Origin of the sequence: Thalassospira sp. MBR-102 (genome assembly GCF_040549275.1) — a bacterium.
GTDB classification, from domain to species: Bacteria; Pseudomonadota; Alphaproteobacteria; order Rhodospirillales; family Thalassospiraceae; genus Thalassospira; species Thalassospira xiamenensis.
This window is the reverse complement of record NZ_JBEPTC010000001.1, coordinates 376,523-396,435: the sequence shown is the minus strand read 5'-3', so window position 1 is coordinate 396,435 and position 19,913 is coordinate 376,523. Positions and strand designations below refer to the sequence as shown.

Sequence of the window (19,913 nt, the reverse complement as noted above, 5' to 3'; positions counted from 1 at the left end):
GCCGTTTGACCGACAATCAGATGAACGCTTGCCCTACCCGCGTTTCGAGGTCGCGTAGCGTTCCGATTCCTCGTAATAGGCATCAAAGCCGATGCGATTGCGCAACTGGCCCCAATCCATCAGCATATCGGTGCGTGGCTTCCCGGCCTTCATAAATTGCAGGGTTTCAACCATCGCCTTCATGGCGGCTGCCATAAGCGATAAAGGATAGGCCGCAATCTGATAGCCGATATCGGTCAGTTCTTCGGGGGTCAGATCGGGGGTTTCCCCGCCTTCGACGATATTGGCCATTTTCGGCCCCGGCAGGGCCGCACAAAGTTCACGCATTTCCGCGACGGTTTTCGGGGCTTCGACAAACAATATGTCAGCACCCAGTTCGGCAAATTTCGCGGCCCGGTCAATCGCCTCGCTCAAACCATGCTGATGACGGGCATCGGTCCGCGCGAGTATCAGGATATCCGCCCCGGCTTCCCTTGCATCAACGGCGGCCTTGATACGATCAAATGCCTCGTCCCGGCCAACAACTTCCTTGCCCTTGGTATGGCCGCAACGCTTGGGCGCAAGCTGATCCTCGATCATCACCGCGGCACAGCCTGCCTTGGCAAATCCGGTGACGGTGCGTTTCACATTCATCGCATTGCCATATCCGGTATCACCATCACCGATCACCGGGATCGAAACCGCATCAGTGATGTTGCGCGCCTGATCAAGAACTTCGCCATAAGACATCAGGCCAAGATCAGGTTCGCCGATCCGCGATGCTGCAGCCGAAAAGCCCGACATGAAAGTCAGGCCAAAGCCTTCCTGTTCGATCAGCTTGGCCGACAGCGCATCAAAGCAGCACGGCATGGTAATCAGATCGCCAGTCGCCAGAAGCGCACGGAGTTTATCGGCAGGAGAGATTTGTTTGGTCATAAGCGTCACATTTTAAAGGGGATATACAGGGCAAGATCATGCCAGACATACAGAATGGCTGCGGTCAGGAACATCAGAAGCAGGAACGGCAACACGCCGCGCGCCACTTCGCCCAATCGCGTTTTCGCCACCGACTGAATGACATAAAGGTTAAGCCCCACCGGTGGCGTGATCAGCGCGCATTCAACCATGATCACCATATAGACCCCGAACCAGATCGGATCAAAGCCAAGTGCCAAAGCTGCGGGCAACAGAACCGGCGTCATGATCAGCACCATTGAAAGTGCTTCAAATACCAGCCCCATGATCAGCAATACGACCGTCACGACGAGGATAAAACCAAGTTCGGTATCGATCCCCTGGCTGATCATCATCGAGATATCCTGCGGGATGCGATACAGCGTGATCGCCTTGCCAAATACCTTCGCCCCGGCAATGATCAGAATGATCGCAACCGTGGTCGCCATGGTATCAAAAATCGCAAGCTTCAACGCCTTCCAGGTCAGAACCCGCATCGCTGCCGTAATCAGAAGGGCAGCGGCAAAACCGATGGCCGCGGCCTCGGTCGGGGTGAAGGCCCCGGAATAGATCCCCGATATGATCAGCACCGCCAGAAGCACGGCAGGCAGCGCCTTTAACGTGGCGCGCTTGCGCTCATCCCAGCCGCGTTTGGGTTCACGTTCCTGCCCGCCAAACCGGGCATAGATCATCGAATAGACGATAAACAGCAACAGCAACGCAATGCCCGGCCCGACCCCGGCAAGGAAAAGCGCAATCACGGATTCTTCGGTCACGAAGCCATAAATGATCATCGGGATCGAAGGCGGGATCAGGATGCCAAGCGTGCCGCCCGCCGCCATCAGGCCATAGACGAAACGCTTGTTATAGCCGCGCTGGACCATTTCCGGGATGGCGACCGTGCCAATCGTGGCTGCGGTTGCCACCGATGATCCCGAAATCGCGGCAAACACGCCACACGAAAGGATGGTTGCCACCGCAAGCCCGCCCGGCCAATGACCGACCCACGCACTGACCGCGGCAAACAGGTCGTTACCGACCCCTGCACGCAGCAGGATATTGGACATCAGCAAAAACAGCGGCACCGACAGCAGGATAAAACCATCCAGTGTCGACAGGATCGCCTGCGGTGCCATCAGCGGCGAAAAGCCACCAAGAATCAGCATGGCAAGGCCAAGCCCGCCCAGCGCAAAGGCCACCGGCACACGGATCAGCAGCAAGGCGAACATTGCCGCAAGTGTCAGGATAATCGTCATTCGTGCGCCCCTTCCGGAATATCCTTGCCGCGGATCACGCCGACAATTTCAATGACGGCCTGAACAGCCAGAAGCGCAAAACCGATCACGACCGGGATTTCGGCAACCCATGCCGGAAGGTCAAGCATCGTGCCGCTGGTGCGGCCGCGCTCGAAACTCTCAAGGAAGATTTCCCAGCCCTTGACCGTCACCATCACGGAAAACACCAGAACCACCGCCATCGCGATGATTTCAAGCACACGGCGCATCGATGGTTTGCAAAGCCGGGTCACCGCATCGACGGAAATATGCCGCCGTGCCGCCAATGCCCATGGCATGCCAAGCAACGATCCCCAGATCAGGCAAAGCTGCGAAAGCTCTGCCGCCCAGATGGTGGGACGAATAAAGAAATAACGGGCCACGACCTCATAGGTCAGCATCACACCCGCTGCGACAAACAGCAGGGCCGCGATCCAGGCCAGCAAAAGCATCAAACGATCAAACATGATGAAATCTTGGCCGTGCCGGGAATATGCGCCCCGGTCTCGACCGCCTCCTGAAAAGAGAGACAGATGAATAGATGAAAAGACATCACCGCAACGGCGGGGCCGCCGAAAATGCGGTGATGTCTTCCTTATTGGCAGTTCAGTCTGCAATCACCGGGCAAGGCTTAAAGCTTGCTGGCCGCATCAAAAACCTGCTTGCCCAGATCGCCGGTATGGTTGAGGAATTCCTCGTAAACCGGTTTGGCAACTTCACGCCATGCCGCCATTTCCTCGTCCGTCGGGGTATAGACGGTCATGCCGTTGGCTTTGGCTTCGGCATAGGCCTCGGCTTCGATGGATGACATGCGATCACGGACGTCTTTTTCCGCGTTCATTGCTGCGGTCGAAATGATGTCACGCTGCGCATCCGAAAGGCCGTTCCAGAAATCGGTATTGATCACCACGATGAATTCAACATCGGCATCGTTGGTGACGGTCACCGTATCCATGACTTCCCAAAGCTGGCGGGATTTGACGCCCGACATGCCGGTCATGCCGACATCAACCGTGCCACGCTGATAGGCGATATACTGCTCGGACCCGGAAACAAGGGTCGGCGCACCACCAGCTGCTGAAATGAAATCGCCCTGGGTTTTGGAAAATACGCGGACTTTCTGGCCTTTAAGACCTTCCGGGCCTTTGATCGGACCACCGTTCGACAGCATGATCGATCCGCCATAAGCCTGCCACCACAGGACGGTCGCACCGGTATCGGCAATCGCCTCATCCAGCGGGCCACGCACCGGGGAACCTTTGGCAACGGCCGCACGGACTTTATCTTCGGAATCAAGCAGGAACGGCTGATAGAACACATCAACCGCCGGAACATCCCCGACATAACGGGTCAGCGACGCCACACCCATTTCAATCGCCCCGGAACCGACGGCGGCGGGAACTTCCTTGTCCTTGTAAAGCTGCGCACTGTCATAAATCTCGACCGCGATATCGCCGTTCGATTTTTCCTCGACCTCGTTCTTGAACATCAAAAGGTTCTGGCCAAGGTGGCTTTTCATCGGCAGTTGCAACGAAATCCGCAGGGTCAGATCGGCCGCAATGGCATTATGGGTCATGCCGGTAAAACCAACGGCAGCCATCAGGGCCGCCGCAAGGGCAAATTTCTTCATGACGAACGTCCTCCGGGTTTTTTTATTTTATACAAAAGCTTTCAGGCGCAAAGATGCGCTCAACCCGGTTTGGCATTCAAGATGTTTTGGTCATACCACTGTCACACGCATTAACCCTTAGTGCACCGCACATCAGCATGAATGTCCTTTATTTCAGGGAAAAATCGACCACTCAGGCCATGCCATGCTGCACCGCAAAACGTGAATAATCGGGCTGATTATTCACTTTTTCTACGCAATCTGGCATGCCAGCAAAACGGTTTTGAATACAGAATACGGGAATCGTCCACCAGCGTATTACACAGCAAGCCGCTTATACATCACGGTGGTTGCACTCAGTTTTTCGGAAAACGGATCGCGGGCATAGGCCGGGATCACGCCCGCCGTTTCAAAACCGAGCGAGGCATAAAGCGGCTCGGCACTGTCGCCGGTTCTTGTATCAAGTGTCAGCAGATGACGTGCTTTCGCAAACGCCCGTTTTTCCAGTGCCTCCATCAGTTTCCGTGCAATGCCCAGACGACGATAGTGCGGATGCACCATCAGCTTGCAGACCTCGCCGCGATGGACCTGATTGGGCATGGTCGCGCAATCAAGCTGCACGGTTCCGACCACCTTGCCGCCCAGCAGCGCCACAAACAGATCGCGTCTGCCGCCCCGCATCGCAGGCAGGACCATATCGCGCCAGAATGCCACCGCATTCTCGATGTCAAACGGGTCGATAAACCCGATGCTGGCCCCGTCATGTACGCAGGCATGCAGCATCTCGCCAAACGCCTCAAGGTGGCTTTCAAGCTGATCGGCGTCAAAGCTTGCAATGGTGATCTGATCGCTCATTTTTGGGGCCTCATACGATAAAAAGGGGTTAGCGCCGGGCGGCAAACACAGAATGAGATAGAGGCAAAGGCACGTGGCGCGTTTGTTAGCCTTGGGCGAGATCAAACCCGTCGCGTGTCCAGCTTTGCAAACCGCCTTTGAGGTTCATCACCTTGCAGTCGAGGTGGGGCAGAACGGCGTTGGCGGCGCCGAAAGATCGCTGTCCGACGGCACAAATGAACACGAAATCCGTCTCTGTATCGTCGGCAAGGTCGACAAGTGCCGGAATATCGAAAGTCGAGGTCGGCATATTGATCGCCCCGCTGATATGACCGGACCTGAATTCGTCGGGTTCGCGGACGTCAATCAGGGTCACGTTACCCTGTGCGATCAGGTGATCAAGTTCACCACTTTCGACGAAATTCACGCTACCATCGGTCATTCGATACTTCCCTTCGGGGCGGGTTTGGCGCACAGTAGAAAGACAGAACTGATATAATTTTGCGGTTTGACTGTGCAATTGCAAAATGGGTACGGCGGATGAATTCGCCGTCAGAGTGCCGGTTTCCCGGCATCCGGCCCGGTCACTTCGACGTGATCGTTTCGCAAGCGTTTTTACCAACAATATTCGTAGCTTGACCATTGCGGAATGATACCGGAAGCCCCACGTCAAAGAGACAGGGTCACAGGAGCGGACCTTATCCGGGTGCATTCACCGGCTACGCCCGCCCCTAGGAAAAAGTGACTTCGGGTCGCCGCAAAGCGGGACTTTGACTATTACCATTGCCGGTTGCAAATATTGCAAGCCATTCTAAAAAGTCATCACCCATTTTCTTTGCCATCATCTGGCAGACCTTTAAACGAACCTTAAATAAAGTTCATTATTTTATTTACTCACCGCCCGATTGAACGATTCGTTTATTTCGGACGTAGACAGAATGAACGGCGGCTACTTTCAATGCCACCGCAGCGCAGCAAACCCGCTGCCGTCTTGCAACAGGATCGGGCAATCCGGCCATCATGCCGGTTAAGCCCCAAGATCAAAAGAACACAGGAAACGACATCTGACAGAAGTGCGATAACGTTGGAAAGGAGACCGCGCCATGGCTGAAGACAAGGACATCTTCGAGCTGTATGCGGAAGGCTATGACGGAAAACGCGAAACCGAACTAACCATCCGGGACTATCTTAATCTATGTCGCGATGATCCATCGGCCTACGCATCCGCAGCCGAGCGGATGATCAAGGCAATCGGCGAACCCGAAATGATCGACACCTCGACCGATTCCCGTCTCGGCCGAATTTTCCTGAACCGCACCATCAAACGATATCCCGCCTTTGAAGATTTCTTTGGCATGGAAGAAACCATCGAACGCATCGTTGGCTTCTTCAAATATGCCGCCCAGGGACTGGAAGAACGCAAACAGGTTCTTTATCTGCTGGGCCCGGTTGGCGGCGGTAAAAGTTCGCTTGCCGAACGGTTAAAGGAACTGATGGAGGTCGAGCCGATCTACGTGCTCAAAGCCGGCGATCAGATCAGCCCGGTTTTCGAAAGCCCGCTTGGCCTGTTTAATCCGGCCAAAATGGGCGATGCGATCGAAGACAAATACGGCATCCCCAAACGCCGCCTGACCGGGCTGATGTCGCCATGGGCGGTGAAACGGCTTGATGAGTTTAACGGCGATCTTTCCAAATTCTCGGTCGTAAAACTGATCCCGTCGCGCCTGCGCCAGATTGCGATTGCCAAAACCGAACCGGGCGATGAAAACAATCAGGACATTTCGTCACTGGTCGGCAAGGTCGATATCCGCAAACTTGAATATTACAGCCAGAACGACCCGGACGCATACAGCTATTCCGGCGGCCTTAACCGCGCCAATCAGGGACTTCTTGAATTTGTCGAGATGTTCAAGGCCCCGATCAAGATGCTCCATCCGTTGCTGACGGCAACGCAGGAAAGCAACTATATCGGCACCGAAAACCTTGGTGCGATCCCGTTCCAGGGCCTTATTCTGGCGCACTCGAACGAGGCGGAATGGCAAACCTTCAAGGCCAACAAGAATAACGAGGCCTTTATCGACCGTATCAGCGTGATCAAGGTTCCCTATTGCCTGCGGGTGACAGAAGAAACCCTGATTTACGACAAACTGTTGCAGGGATCCGAACTGGAACAGGGGTCCTGCGCGCCCGGTACGCTTAAAATGCTGGCACAGTTTTCGGTTCTGTCGCGCCTTGAAGAACACGAAAATTCAAACCTGTATTCCAAGATGCGCGTCTATGACGGCGAAACATTGAAGGATGTCGACCCCAAAGCAAAATCGATGCAGGAATATCGCGATACCGCCAGTGTCGACGAAGGCATGGACGGCATTTCAACCCGTTTCGCCTTCAAGGTGCTTTCGGAAACCTTCAACCATGACACCCACGAGGTCGCGGCCGACCCGGTACATCTGATGTATGTGCTCGAACAGGCGATCCGGCGTGAACAATACCCCGAAGAACGCGAAAAGGATTACATGGATTTCATCAAATCCGAACTGGCCCCGCGTTATGCGGAGTTCATCGGGGCGGAAATCCAGAAGGCCTATCTCGAAAGCTATTCCGATTACGGCCAGAACCTGTTTGACCGTTATGTCGCCTATGCCGATGCCTGGATCGAGGATCAGGACTTCAAGGACCCCGATACCGGTCAGTTGCTGGATCGCAAGATCATCGATCAGGAACTGTCCAAGATCGAAAAACCCGCGGGCATCGCCAATCCGAAGGATTTCCGCAACGAGGTCGTCAAGTTTGCCCTGCGCGCACGCGCCAATAACAAGGGCAAGAACCCGGCATGGACGTCCTATGAAAAACTGCGCGAAGTCATCGAAAAACGCATGTTCAGTCAGGTCGAAGACCTGCTGCCGGTGATTTCCTTCGGGTCGAAAAAAGACAGCGACACCGAGAAGAAACATAACGAGTTCGTCAAACGCATGATTGATCGAAGCTATACCGAACGTCAGACCCGCCGTCTGGTCGAATGGTACATGCGTGTCAATAAGGCCGGTTAAGCCCAAGCTGCGGCTTTGCCGACCCGCACCGGGCGGTTTGTCCCCTTGTCCGCCCGGTGCACCGAGCTCCCGGTCGACGGTTTTCCAACGATCCGTCGGCCGGGGTTCTCGAAACGACAGCTGCGCAAGCAAGGATGTAACTGCCCATGCTTTATATCGTCGACCGCCGCAAGAACCCGAAAGGCAAAAGCCTTGGCAACCGGCAGCGCTTTATGCGGCGCGCAAAGGCACAGATCAAAAAAGCAGTCGAAGACACCATCCGCACGCGTGGCATCACCGATATCAATAGCGGCGATTCCATCACCATTCCGGGCAAGACCCTGCATGAACCGGGTTTTCATCACGCACGCCGCGGCGGGGATCGCAATTATGTGCTGCCCGGCAATAAAAAGTTTGTCCCCGGCGACCGGATTGCGCGTCCGCAAGGTGGCGATGGCGGTGCAGGCGGATCACAGGCCAGCCCCGATGGCGACGGTGAAGACGAATTTCAGTTCACCCTGTCGCGTGACGAGTTCCTTGATATCTTTTTCGAAGATCTGGAACTGCCCGACCTTTTGAAAAAAAGCCTGAAACAGACCACCGCCTTTCGCACGGCGCGCGCGGGTTTTTCATCGGACGGAACACCCGCCAACCTTAGCCTTGTGCGCACCATGCGCAATTCGCTGGCGCGCCGGATTGGCCTGCGCCGCCCGAAAACCGCCGAAATCCGCGACCTTGAAGAAAAAATCGCCGCCCTTCAGGCCAAGGCCGAAAAACGCCCGTCCGGCAAACTGACCAAGCCCGATGAGGATACCCTTCACGGGCTTCTGGCCGATCTTGAAGAAGCCAAACGCCGCATGAAGGCGATCCCGTTCATCGATCCCATCGACACGCGATACAACCAGTTTCAGCAAATCCCCGATCCGAACACCCAGGCCGTCATGTTCTGTCTGATGGATGTGTCGGGATCGATGTCCGAACAGATGAAGGAACTGGCCAAACGGTTCTTCATGCTGCTGCATCTGTTTTTGCATCGCCGCTACGAACATGTCGATGTGGTGTTTATCCGCCATACCTCGCGCGCCGCCGAAGTGGACGAGGAAACGTTTTTCTATTCACGCGAAACCGGCGGCACCATCGTTTCGACCGCGCTGGAAGAAATGAAACGGGTGATGAAGGATCGTTACCCGACCGATCAATGGAACATCTATGCCGCCCAGGCATCGGACGGCGACAATTATTCCAACGACGGGGCAAAATGCACCGCCTTGCTGGCCGAGGACCTTTTGCCGAAATGCCAGTACTACGCCTATATCGAAATCACCGACGAGCGCGAGGCCGAGATTTTTTCCTCCGCCGAAGGCGAAACCGCGCTTTGGAAGGCCTATGCCCCGGTTGCCCGCGCCAATGCGCGATTTGCCCTTAAACGGGTGACCAAGGCCGCCGATATCTTCCCGGTCTTCCGGGAACTGTTTGCCAAAAACCGTGCGGAAAAACTAAGCGGGGTCAAAGGATGACCAAAAAGACCGAACCAGCCACCGCCCCCGAACTTCTGTTTTCCGGTGCCGACTGGGATTTCAACACCCTTAAGGCCACCTATGACGCGATCGAGGATATCGCGATCAACGACTTGAAACTGGACGTTTACCCCAATCAGGTCGAGGTGATCACGTCCGAGCAGATGCTGGACGCCTATTCATCCATCGGCATGCCGTTGATGTATCATCATTGGTCGTTCGGCAAACGGTTCGTGCGCGACGATGTGATGTATCGCAAGGGATATCAGGGCCTGGCATACGAGATCGTGATCAATTCCAACCCCTGCATTTCCTATGTGATGGAAGAAAACACCATCGTCATGCAGGCCCTGGTGATCGCCCATGCCGCCTTTGGCCATAACCATTTCTTCAAGAACAATTACCTGTTCAAGCAATGGACCGACGCCGAAGGCATTCTCGATTATCTGCAATTTGCCAAACGCTATATCGCCAAATGCGAGGACCGGTTTGGCTTTGATGCGGTCGAACGGGTTCTTGATGCGGCGCATGCCCTGATGGAACAGGGGGTAAACCGGTATTCCCACCCGGAAAAGCCAAATCTGGCGGCAGAACTGGAACGTGAACGCGAACGCGCCAAATACGAGGACGAAACCTATAACGATCTGTGGCGGACCTTGCCGCAGGCCGAAAAGGACGACGAAGACCTTGATGAAATGCGTCGCAAGATGCGGGTCGAGGAACGCCGGGCCCAGTTCGGATTACCCGAAGAAAACCTGCTGTATTTCCTGGAGAAAAACGCCCCGACCCTGCAAGCCTGGGAGCGCGAGATTTTGCGGATCGTGCGCAATATCGGGCAATATTTCTATCCGCAGAAACAGACCAAAATGATGAATGAAGGCTGTGCGTGTTATGTCCATTACGCGATCATGAACAGCCTCTATGACAAGGGCCTGATTTCCGAAGGTGCGATGATGGAATTCATCGATTACCATTCGCGCGTGGTGTTTCAGGCGGAATATGACGATCCGCGTTATTCCGGGTTCAACCCCTATGCGCTTGGCTTTGCCATGATGCAGGACATTCACCGCATCTGTGTCGACCCGACCGAGGAAGACCGCAAATGGTTCCCCGATATTGCGGGCAATAACGCGCCGGTCGAAACGCTAAAAGAAGCGTGGGCGCATTACCGCGATGAAAGTTTCATCCTGCAATTCCTGTCGCCCAAACTGATGCGCGACATGCGGATGTTCCTGATCGACGATCTGAGTTCCAGCCCGCATCTGGAAGTCGCCGCCATCCACGACGATAACGGATACCGCAAGGTGCGCCGCGCCTTGGCACGCATGCATGACATTTCGGTACGCGAACCCGACATGCAGGTGGTTGATGTCGACCTGCGCGGCAACCGGCAGCTTTACATCCAGCACACCGAACATGACGGCATCCGGCTTGAAAAATCCGAAGCGGAAATGACACTGGGCTATATCGGGCAGTTATGGGGATATGGCGTGACCTTGCAGGCGGTTGACAATGAAACCGGTGAAATCCTGCATGAAATGAACTTCACGCCCGAAGACCTTGCCAACACCTGATATTGGCATTGCGGCAGTTTAGCCGCCCCAGAATCCGATCCGTTTCGTTGACGTACGGCGGAACAGGATTTGCCTTTTTGCGCGCCAAAGAAAACCTGAAGCTGTATCAGGCCACGAACTTATCCCTCTAAAACCGTGACTTCAGCACATCCACACCCAAAGATTGTGCCTTATCAGCAGATACAATCAACATATTCGCAAGCTACTTAATTAATAATGGAAATCAGTTGCATCATTTTAATGCAACTGCATATTACTTGCGATATTAATTCGAACCGTGTCCGATGCGGTTTCGAATTCCCGGTTCATGACACAAGATGGAAAATCGATCCGATGGCGTCCCGCCTGGCAGCCCGCATTGCACATGCTCTTGTTCTGCTGCTTGCCGTTTCGGTTGCGGGCTTTGCCCTGCTTCGGCTGATGCCGGGTGATTTTGCCGAAGTTCTGTTAATGGCGCAGATGGATGGCACCCTGCCCGATGCCTCCCAGGTTGCAAGATTTGCCGATAGTCATGGTCTGAACGATCCGTTGCCGATGCAGTATTTGCGCTGGCTTGGCGGATTGATGCAGGGCGATCTCGGTCTTTCGCTTGTGACCCGTGAACCTATTATCACCGACATTCTGTTGCGGATTGAACAATCGCTGATCCTTGCGATCTGTGCGCTGGCGGTTGCCCTTTTACTTGCGGCGCCAATCGGCATCTTGTGTGCGGTTTATCCCGACAGCAAGATTGACCGGGTTGCCGGAATCATCAGCGTGATCGGCATGTCGATCCCGAATTTCTGGTACTCGCTGCTGCTTGCACTGCTGTTTTCGCTTGCGCTTGGCTGGTTGCCGACCGGCGGGCACGGTACATGGCAACATGCTATTTTGCCGACCCTCGTGATTGCAACATCTATCACTGGCGTTCTGTCACGGTTCGTGCGCAGCAGTCTTCTGGAAGAATTATCAAAACCCTATATCCGCACCGCACGCGCCAAGGGCGGGCGACGCAGACGCGTCATTCTGCATCATGCAATTCCCAATATCGTGCCGGGTCTTCTGACATTTTCCGGGCTGCAATTTGCCCGGATTTTTGATGGCATGATCATTGTCGAAACGCTGTTTGCATGGCCGGGGATCGGGCGGTATCTGGTGGAATCACTGCTTAATCGTGATTATCCGGCGATACAGGCCTGTTTCCTTCTGATTGCCGCGTCCTACATTCTGGTCAATCTGATCGTCGATATCACCATATCGGTTTACGATCCCCGCACGCGCGAGATCGTCTAGATGCTGGCGCGATCCTTTGTCCCCAAATCCATCGCCCACGAAAAGCTGTCTGCCCTTCTTGGCCGGAATGGCAATATGTATGCGACCGTCGTCGTCTCGGTAATGGTGGCAATCCTGATCCTGCCGTTTTTTGCCCCGCATGATCCCTATCAGGCGCAATTCCTGTTTCGGTTGCAGCCGCCAAGTCTTGATTATCCGCTGGGCACGGATGCAATGGGGCGCTGCGTGTTTTCGCGGTTGCTTTATGGCGCGCGGCTTACCACCGCCTCGGCGATTGTTGTGGTGATTGCATCATCCCTGTTTGGCAGTCTGCTTGGCACGGTTGCCGCAATGATCGGCGGAACGCCAGACCGTATCCTGATGCGGTTCTGCGAGGGTATTTCGGTTTTCCCGGCATTGGCGATTTGCATGATCATTGCCGGGGTGCTGGGGCTTGGACTTAACGCCGTTATCATCGCCCTGATCGCCATTCACTGGACCGACTATGCCCGGATCGTTCGCAATGCGGTGATTGTTGAACGGGCCAAGCCCTATGTCATGGCCGCCGAGGCGCTTGGCGCGCCACGCCACCGGATCGCCAGACGCCATATCCTGCCCAATATCGTCGGACCGCTTTTGACCCTTGGTGCCTATTCCATGTCCTGGGTGATCCTGTCCTTCGCGGGGCTCAGTTTCCTTGGACTGGGTGTGGAACCGGGCACGCCGGAATGGGGCCTGATGATTGCAGAATCCCGCAACTACCTTCGCGATTATCCGCGGCTGGTTCTGGCACCTGGCCTGACCATTGCCGGTTTTGTCGTTGCCGTAAACCTGCTTGGAGACGCGCTTGGCGATCGTTTCCGGCTCAGTCAGATCAACTATCTTCACTAGAAGGATCACTATGACGATATTCAGGAAGGCCCTTTGCACTTTTGCCTTTGCAACACTGGCAATCGGTACCATCGCAGCCGCCCCGCAGAAAGCAGCCGCAACCGAACAGGATACGCTGGTTGTCGGCACGATGTGGGAAGCACTGCCGCTGGCGATGCAGCCGCGCCGGTCGCGCTTTTTCAATGAAAGCGAGATCCTTGATACGCTGGTCAAACTTGACTATGACCTGAATACCGTTCCCGGTCTTGCGACATCGTGGGAACGCATTTCACCGACTGTCTGGCATTTCAACCTGCGTGAAAATGTCGTCTTCCATGACGGGACAAAACTTGATGCCGGGGCGGTCAAATTCTCGCTCGAACGGGTGATTGCGCTGCTGCCCTATGCTGCTGATCTTTTGAACATCAAACAGATGTCGGCCACCGCACCGCTGGTTCTGGAGATCGAGACGAACGAACCGTTTGCCGCACTTCCCAACCAGCTGACTGACGCGATCACCGGCATTTATGCCAAGGCATCGTTCAATGATGCAGGTGAATTCGTCAAACCGGTCGGTACCGGCCCGTGGAAATTCGAGGAATACCGCAAACAGGACCGCACCATTGTGACCCGGTTTGATGGGTATTGGGGTGAAAAACCGGCCCTTTCGAAAGTCGAATACCGCTTCATCCCCGATCATAATTCGCGCACGCTGGCCCTTGAGGCCGGCGAGGTAGACTTCATCGACAATATGCTGCCATCCGATGTGGCACGCCTGTCACGCGATGAAAATTTCAAGGTCTATTCCAAACCGATTGCCGGGCTTTATTACGGCGCGTTCAATGCCGGGGACAAAAGCCCGCTTTCGGATGTGCGCATTCGTCAGGCGGTCAATGCGCTGGTGGATCGCGACCTGATCGTCAAGGGTGCCCTTGACGGGATTGGCGAACCAGCGTGGGAGTTTTTTGGCCCGCAATTTGATTGGGCGCCCAAGGCCGATGCCCCCTTCAAGCTTGACACCGCTTTGGCGACGTCGCTTCTGAACGATGCCGGATATCAACAGAATGACGGCAAATGGGAAAAGGATGGCAAGCCTCTTACGCTGCGTATCCTCAGCTATTCCAGCCGGACCGAAATGCCCGCGATTACCGAGGCACTCGCTGCCCTTCTGAACCAGAACGGCATCGCCACCGATGTGCAGATGTATACCTGGGAAGGAATGCTTGATCTGGTCAAGCGCGGTGAATACGACATCTCGGTCGTGTTCTGGACCCCGGAAATGACCGGCCACCCGGACCTGCACCTTAAATCGCAATTCCATTCGAAGGCCGGGCTGAATTACCAGTTCTGGAACAATGCCGGATTTGACGAGGCCGTCGATACCGGCCGGACCCTTTCGCCCGGTGCGGAAAAGGACGAAGCCTATCGCAGGGCGATGAATATCCTGCATGACGATGCACCGATCATTCCGCTGGTGCACAAGGTTTCGGTCGGCGCGTCGGCCAAGGATGTTGAAGGTTATCGCATCCATCCGTCCGGCTTCTTCTATGACTTCAAGAGTGTGTCGAAAGACTGATGGTCTTCCCGTCCCTGGCACTGTCGCCGGGGACGGGATTTTACCCGCTTTTCTTGCAGGAAACAGCCATGGGACTTTGCCTGTTTATCAATCCGATCAAGGGGGCCGGGGATGATTTGCCCGATGTGGGTGATCATGCGCCCGGTATCGCACAGATCGATCATTACGACCTGAGCGATATCGATCTTTCACCCTATGCCGCCCTGATGTTACCCGCCCATCTTGATCAGCGGTTTTTCGGGACGCTGACAACCAAGATCGAGGGGTTCCTTGACGACGGCGGGACGCTTGTGTTCAACGGGCATGTCGCATGGCCAATGTTGCCGGAATTCCAGACCTTTGTTCCGCTTGAAAACCAGTCGCTTGAAAACCTGATCATTCATCGCCTTGCCGATCACCCGGTTTTCGAAGGTGTGGATACGCATCATCTGACATTCCGGCGCGGTGTGGCGGGGTTTTATGCCCGCGGTTACAACCCGCCGCCCAAGGGCGCGATTGCCCTGCACGGGGTTGGCCCGGACCGGCTGCCGTGCGACTGGATTTATCATCGTCCCGAAGGCGGCCGCATCCTGATGCATGCAGGCAATGATTTATGGATGTATGCCGGATCAGAGGACAGCACCGCACGGATCGTGCCGCAGCTTTGCCAGTGGGCCGGTAGCGGCGATAGAGGACAGGAAGCTGTATCATGACCCATAGGATCGCAGCCCTTGATAGCGGGACTTATTACCACCACAGAACGCTTTATGAACCGCGCTATCGCGACTTTTTCGATGGTGTGATCTATACCCGCGAACTCGGCGATACGGTGCTTGAGGATTATGACACGCTGATTGTGTCATGCCGTACCGATCCGTCCGTGTTGCGGCCGCATCGTGAAAAATTCAGGCAGTTCCTTGAAAGCGGCAGAACACTTGTCATCATGGGATCGACCGGACCGGCGGAATGGATTTCGGGGATCGAATGGCATTTCACCCCGACCAATTTCTGGTGGTGGAAGGAAGGCGGCAGCCTTGGCCTTCATGTGACGGCCCCCGATCACCCATTGTTTGATCACATCACGCTGGCCGATGCGACGTGGCATCATCACGGACATCTTATCGTACCTGATGGTGCGGTATCGCTGATCGATGTCGGTGATCTGGGATCGGTTCTTTATGACGACACGGTCACCACGCCGGGCCGGATGATCGTCACCACGCTGGACCCGATGTATCATCACGGCAGCCATTTCATGCCCGCGACCACACGATTTCTCGATGGCTTCCTGCCATGGCTAAAGGGCATGAAGCCGTCCTCGACAAGACGCCCGCAACATTAACGATATATAATATTCAAAGGACGTCCCTTTAACATCGCAAAGCGCGCCCAATATACATCGTAGGCTGAGCCTCACGTGACCTTTATATGGGCGAATGTTTTGAAAATCCTGCGTTTTGCATTTTGGGTCGTTTGTGTTTGCCTTTTGCTCCAGGAAACCGCACAGGCCGATACCAGAACCATCAAAATGGCCTTCCCAGAAGGTCTGAAGAAATTTTTTGCCTATGAATTCGGCGTCATCGAAATGGCGCTGGACTTGTCGGGCACTGATTACGTTATGGATATCGAGGAATTAAAAGGCGCGACACAGTCACGCATCAGCGAAATGCTGTTGGCCGGTGATATCGATGTGATGTTTGCCGGTTACAGTGCGGAACGTGAAAGCAGATTTCGCCAGGTCAATATTCCCATCACCCGCGGCATTCTGGGGCACCGTGTTTTCATGGTCAAAAAGGACCGGGCCGAGGCGCTTAGGAATGTCGAAACCCTGGACGAATTGCGCCAGTTCTGCATCGGGGTGGGGTCTGACTGGCCCGATGGCGACATCATGGAAGATAACGGTTTCTGTGTTGAACGCGGCCCGCGCAGCAACCTTTGGGAAATGCTGGAAAACAGGCGGTTTGATGCTTTAACCCGTGCCGTTCACGAAGCCTATCGGGAATTGCCCGCAATTCAGGCGCAATATCCGGATGTGGTTCTCAATGACACCGTCATGCTGGTTTATCCGTTCGACTTTTTCATCTATGTGAACAGGAAAAACAGCGCCCTGTGGCAAACCATTACCGATGGCCTTCTTGAAGCGTATCGAACCGGTGCCTTCATGGAACATTTTCACAATGCCCCGGCGATTGCACGCGCCCTTGATGCCCTGAAAACAGAACGGCGGCACGTTTTCAACATCGAAAATACCATCATGAGTCAGACGACAAAAAACATCGATGACCGTTTCTGGCTGAGTGTTTCTGATTTGCATACCGATCGCGAGACCGGCACCCCGGATATGAAATGTCCTCCGTGCCGGATGTAACATCCCGGCAGGATATTTTAACCGGCCCGAAAATATGGAACCGCCTTCGATGCGGATTGTTTCTTGCCGGTTCAAATCGCATATGGCAGCCGCATCATTACCATTCCCCAACATTTGTTCTGCAATGAAATCGGCAAAAATGCGTCTTCAACTACGGATGCGGATTTTTCGTTACGAACACGAAACTCACTTATTTTGATCAATAGAAAACATCTATTAGGATCAAAAACACCCCCGCCGGATCAGGGATGTAATTATCGCTTGACGAAACGTTATGATATAACATAACAAACATATCCTCACCGATTACCCCATCCCTGTTCCCAACCGGATTGATATCATGCCCCTCTCAAGCCTTCGCAGCACCCTGCTTGCCCTGCCGTTGCTTGCCCTGCCATTTACGGCACAGGCGGCAGAAAATCCGTCGGTCGTTGTTTCGATCAAACCGATCCACGGTATTGCCAGTGCGATCATGGCAGGCGTTGGCAAACCGGCACTGCTGATTGATGGCGCGTCCTCGCCGCATGCCTATTCGCTACGCCCCAGCGAAGCCCGCTCGCTTCAGGAAGCTGATCTGGTGATTTATGTCTCCCACGGCCTTGAGGGCTTCCTGAAAAAGCCGCTGGCAACCCTGTCGGACAGTGCCCATCAGCTTGAACTGGCCGATATTGACGGCCTGACCGTCCGGGCAATGCGCGAAGGTGGCGCATGGGAATCGCATGACCATGATCACGAAGGTCACGATCACGAAGGTCATGAAGACGAACATCATGATGAACATGGTCATGACGGTCATGACGAACACGGTCATGATGAACACGCCCATGCCGAAGAACACGATCACGATCACGATCACGATCACGCCCATGAGGGTGAAGAAGGTCACCATCATGACGAAGAAGGTGCCGACCCCCACATCTGGCTTGATCCGGCCAACGGCGCAGCCATCGCAACAGCAATTGCCACCGAACTTGGTGAAATCGACCCGGCCCATGCAGGCACCTATCAGGACAATCTGAAAAAGTTCCTTGCCAGCCTTGATGCACTTGGGAATGATCTGGAAACCCAACTCGCACCGGTTCGCGAAAAGCCGTTCGTCGTTTTCCATGATGCCTATCAGTATCTCGAAGCGGGATTTGGCCTGAACGCGGTTGGTTCGATTACGGTTTCACCGGAACAGAAGCCCGGAGCAAAGCGCCTGCATGAGATCGAAGACAAAATCCGCAACAGCAATGCTGTCTGCGTCTTTGCCGAACCGCAATTCCGCCCGGCCATCGTCGAGGCCGTGGTTGCCGATACGGGCGCGCATATCGGAACGCTTGACCCGCTGGGCGCGGATATTCCGGCAGGACCGGATGCCTATCAGAACATCCTGCGCCAGAATGTGGGCGCACTGGTTGACTGCCTGTCGCAGTCCTAAAAATCTTGCCGCCGGTATGCTCGCATCCGTCCTTTGGGCCGGATCGGGCATGCCCGCATCGGCCCATCCGCATGTCTGGATCGATGCCGATGCACAGATGGTTTTTGAAGATGACAAAATCACCGCGATCCGGCTGCATTGGGTATTTGATGATCTGTTCAGCCTGACCCTGATCGACCAGTTCGACAAAAATCACGATTTGCGATTCTTTGACGCAGAAAACACCGATGTTCACGACAATGCCTTTGCATTGCTTTCCGAAGTTTCCTGGCTCACCCACCTGCGCCGGAACGAGGAACTGGTGACATTTGCCGACGCAACGGACTTCAAGGCCGATATCACCGATGATCGCCGGGTAAGTTACGATTTCACCCTGACGCTTAAAGAACCGCTTGATCCGATAAAAGATGCGATTGCCCTGTCGGTCTATGATGCGGAATTCTATATTGATGTTGCCTTCACCCAGGTCGATCCGATCCTGTTTCGCGGCAACCGCCATCTCAAATGCCACTATGAAATGAGCGAAGATGAAAAGAACCGCATCTATTTTGATCTGGTTTCGCCGATCCGCGCCGACCTTGCCTGCGAAAAACAGGTTGCGGATGCCGGCTCTGATCATGGCCTTTCTGCTGGCGATTTCGTTTCTGCCGAGTAATCCGGCCTTTGCCCAGGCCAGCAACCTTCTGGGCCGCGGCACAAGCAGCGAACAGGCCCCGAATGCCCCCGATCAGACGACACAAAATGATGGCGAAAGCCTGATCAGCCTGCCGGGATGGCTATCGGATATTGTCGGTCAGGTGGTGGTGATCCAGACGCAGCTTAACCGGCAGATGACCGCAACATTGCGCAGTGCCAAAACCGGCGATGCGTGGTGGCCGGGGCTGACCATTATCGCGCTTTCATTCGCCTATGGCGTGTTTCACGCTGCGGGCCCCGGCCATGGCAAGATGGTCACCACCACCTATTTCCTGTCACGCGATGCCGGCTGGAAACAGGGTGTCGCCATGGGCAGCCTGATTGCAGCCGTTCAGGCGGTGACGGCGATTGTCCTTGTCGGCTCGCTGACCCTGATCCTTAATCTCGGCCCGGCGGCGGTTACGCAAAACGGACTGGTACTGGAAGCCATATCCTATGCCCTGATTGCCGGGCTGGGCGGATTGATGTGTATCCGCATCTTGCAGGGGCGTGATGATTGTTGCGATCACGGCGGGCATGATCATCACCATCATGATCACACCCATCATCATCATGATCATGCGCACCATCATCACGATCATGACCACAACCACGCCCCGATCAAATCGCGCTGGCAGATGATCGCAAGCGGTGTCGTGGTCGGCCTGCGTCCCTGTACCGGATCGATACTGGTGCTGCTGTTTACGCTGGCCAACGGGTTGTTCCTGATCGGGGTTGCATCGGCCTTTGCCATGGCACTCGGGGTGGCACTGACCATCAGCCTGATCGGGTTGGCGGCCATCGGCATTCGCACCGGCACCCAGCATCTTTTCACTGTGTCGGAAAGCACTTCGGGCTGGCTTCGGCGTGGGGTTGGCCTGACAGGGGCCGCCCTGATTACGCTGTTTGGCCTGTTGCTACTGCTTTCGGCCGCCCGGCAGCTTGGCTGGCTGTAAAAGATAACGGCCCGCAAGGTCGCTTGCGAGCCGTTTGATTTAAACTGC

18 protein-coding genes are annotated in these 19,913 nt (G+C 55.0%); 12 read left to right on the top strand and 6 right to left on the bottom strand.

The genetic code is table 11. The features are described 5' to 3' along the window. Positions 1–33 precede the first annotated feature (33 nt). From ABIE64_RS01910 to ABIE64_RS01885, 6 genes are all read right to left on the bottom strand, one after another. The gene (locus tag ABIE64_RS01910) at positions 34–915 is read right to left on the bottom strand and encodes an isocitrate lyase/PEP mutase family protein (protein WP_354376492.1); all 882 of its coding nucleotides are present in this window, start codon (positions 913–915) and stop codon (positions 34–36) included. A gap of 5 nt (positions 916–920) precedes the next feature. Beyond that, a complete protein-coding gene (locus ABIE64_RS01905) occupies positions 921–2,189 on the bottom strand; it encodes a TRAP transporter large permease (protein WP_354376491.1) in 1,269 nt (422 codons plus the stop codon). Next, positions 2,186–2,674 carry a TRAP transporter small permease gene (locus tag ABIE64_RS01900; RefSeq protein ID WP_354376490.1) on the bottom strand — a complete coding sequence of 163 codons (489 nt, stop codon included), beginning with the start codon at positions 2,672–2,674 and terminating at the stop codon, positions 2,186–2,188. The genes ABIE64_RS01905 and ABIE64_RS01900 overlap by 4 nt, the downstream gene beginning before the upstream one ends. Before the next feature lie 164 nt (positions 2,675–2,838). Then, the gene (locus tag ABIE64_RS01895) at positions 2,839–3,837 is read right to left on the bottom strand and encodes a TRAP transporter substrate-binding protein (protein ID WP_354376489.1); all 999 of its coding nucleotides are present in this window, start codon (positions 3,835–3,837) and stop codon (positions 2,839–2,841) included. Between the two features lie 297 nt (positions 3,838–4,134). Beyond that, positions 4,135–4,671, bottom strand: coding sequence for a GNAT family N-acetyltransferase (locus ABIE64_RS01890; RefSeq protein WP_354376488.1), 537 nt, complete (start codon positions 4,669–4,671; stop codon positions 4,135–4,137). An 85-nt stretch (positions 4,672–4,756) separates the two neighbouring features. Next, a complete protein-coding gene (locus ABIE64_RS01885) occupies positions 4,757–5,092 on the bottom strand; it encodes a rhodanese-like domain-containing protein (protein ID WP_007092240.1) in 336 nt (111 codons plus the stop codon). 661 nt (positions 5,093–5,753) lie between these two features. Between ABIE64_RS01885 and ABIE64_RS01880 the strand changes: the two genes are divergently transcribed. The 12 genes from ABIE64_RS01880 to ABIE64_RS01825 all read left to right on the top strand — a co-directional run bounded on the left by ABIE64_RS01880 (position 5,754) and on the right by ABIE64_RS01825 (position 19,865). Next, positions 5,754–7,700, top strand: coding sequence for a PrkA family serine protein kinase (locus ABIE64_RS01880; protein WP_007092241.1), 1,947 nt, complete (start codon positions 5,754–5,756; stop codon positions 7,698–7,700). 146 nt (positions 7,701–7,846) lie between these two features. Further along, positions 7,847–9,196, top strand: coding sequence for a YeaH/YhbH family protein (locus ABIE64_RS01875; protein WP_354376487.1), 1,350 nt, complete (start codon positions 7,847–7,849; stop codon positions 9,194–9,196). Beyond that, positions 9,193–10,770, top strand: coding sequence for a SpoVR family protein (locus ABIE64_RS01870; RefSeq protein ID WP_007092243.1), 1,578 nt, complete (start codon positions 9,193–9,195; stop codon positions 10,768–10,770). Before ABIE64_RS01875 ends, ABIE64_RS01870 begins: the two co-directional genes overlap by 4 nt. A 333-nt stretch (positions 10,771–11,103) precedes the next feature. Further along, on the top strand, positions 11,104–12,042 hold the full coding sequence (locus tag ABIE64_RS01865; RefSeq protein ID WP_354376486.1) for an ABC transporter permease: 939 nt from the start codon (positions 11,104–11,106) through the stop codon (positions 12,040–12,042). Continuing rightward, positions 12,043–12,912 carry an ABC transporter permease gene (locus ABIE64_RS01860; protein ID WP_354376485.1) on the top strand — a complete coding sequence of 290 codons (870 nt, stop codon included), beginning with the start codon at positions 12,043–12,045 and terminating at the stop codon, positions 12,910–12,912. Positions 12,913–12,922: 10 nt separating this feature from the next. Continuing rightward, positions 12,923–14,467, top strand: coding sequence for an ABC transporter substrate-binding protein (locus ABIE64_RS01855; RefSeq protein WP_114095771.1), 1,545 nt, complete (start codon positions 12,923–12,925; stop codon positions 14,465–14,467). Continuing rightward, the gene (locus ABIE64_RS01850; RefSeq protein WP_354376484.1) at positions 14,467–15,159 is read left to right on the top strand and encodes a hypothetical protein; all 693 of its coding nucleotides are present in this window, start codon (positions 14,467–14,469) and stop codon (positions 15,157–15,159) included. Before ABIE64_RS01855 ends, ABIE64_RS01850 begins: the two co-directional genes overlap by 1 nt. Then, positions 15,156–15,788, top strand: a complete 633-nt coding sequence (locus tag ABIE64_RS01845) for a hypothetical protein (protein ID WP_037992426.1) — start codon at positions 15,156–15,158, stop codon at positions 15,786–15,788. The genes ABIE64_RS01850 and ABIE64_RS01845 overlap by 4 nt, the downstream gene beginning before the upstream one ends. Positions 15,789–15,974: 186 nt before the next feature. Then, positions 15,975–16,814 carry a transporter substrate-binding domain-containing protein gene (locus ABIE64_RS01840; RefSeq protein ID WP_354376483.1) on the top strand — a complete coding sequence of 280 codons (840 nt, stop codon included), beginning with the start codon at positions 15,975–15,977 and terminating at the stop codon, positions 16,812–16,814. 340 nt (positions 16,815–17,154) lie between these two features. Further along, positions 17,155–18,234, top strand: coding sequence for a zinc ABC transporter substrate-binding protein (locus tag ABIE64_RS01835; protein ID WP_354376482.1), 1,080 nt, complete (start codon positions 17,155–17,157; stop codon positions 18,232–18,234). Between the two features lie 16 nt (positions 18,235–18,250). After that, complete coding sequence (locus ABIE64_RS01830; protein WP_007092251.1) at positions 18,251–18,889, top strand: DUF1007 family protein; 639 nt, start codon at positions 18,251–18,253, stop codon at positions 18,887–18,889. Then, entirely contained in the window at positions 18,852–19,865 is a 1,014-nt protein-coding gene (locus tag ABIE64_RS01825; RefSeq protein WP_007092252.1) for a nickel/cobalt transporter, read from the top strand. The genes ABIE64_RS01830 and ABIE64_RS01825 overlap by 38 nt, the downstream gene beginning before the upstream one ends. Positions 19,866–19,913 lie beyond the last annotated feature (48 nt).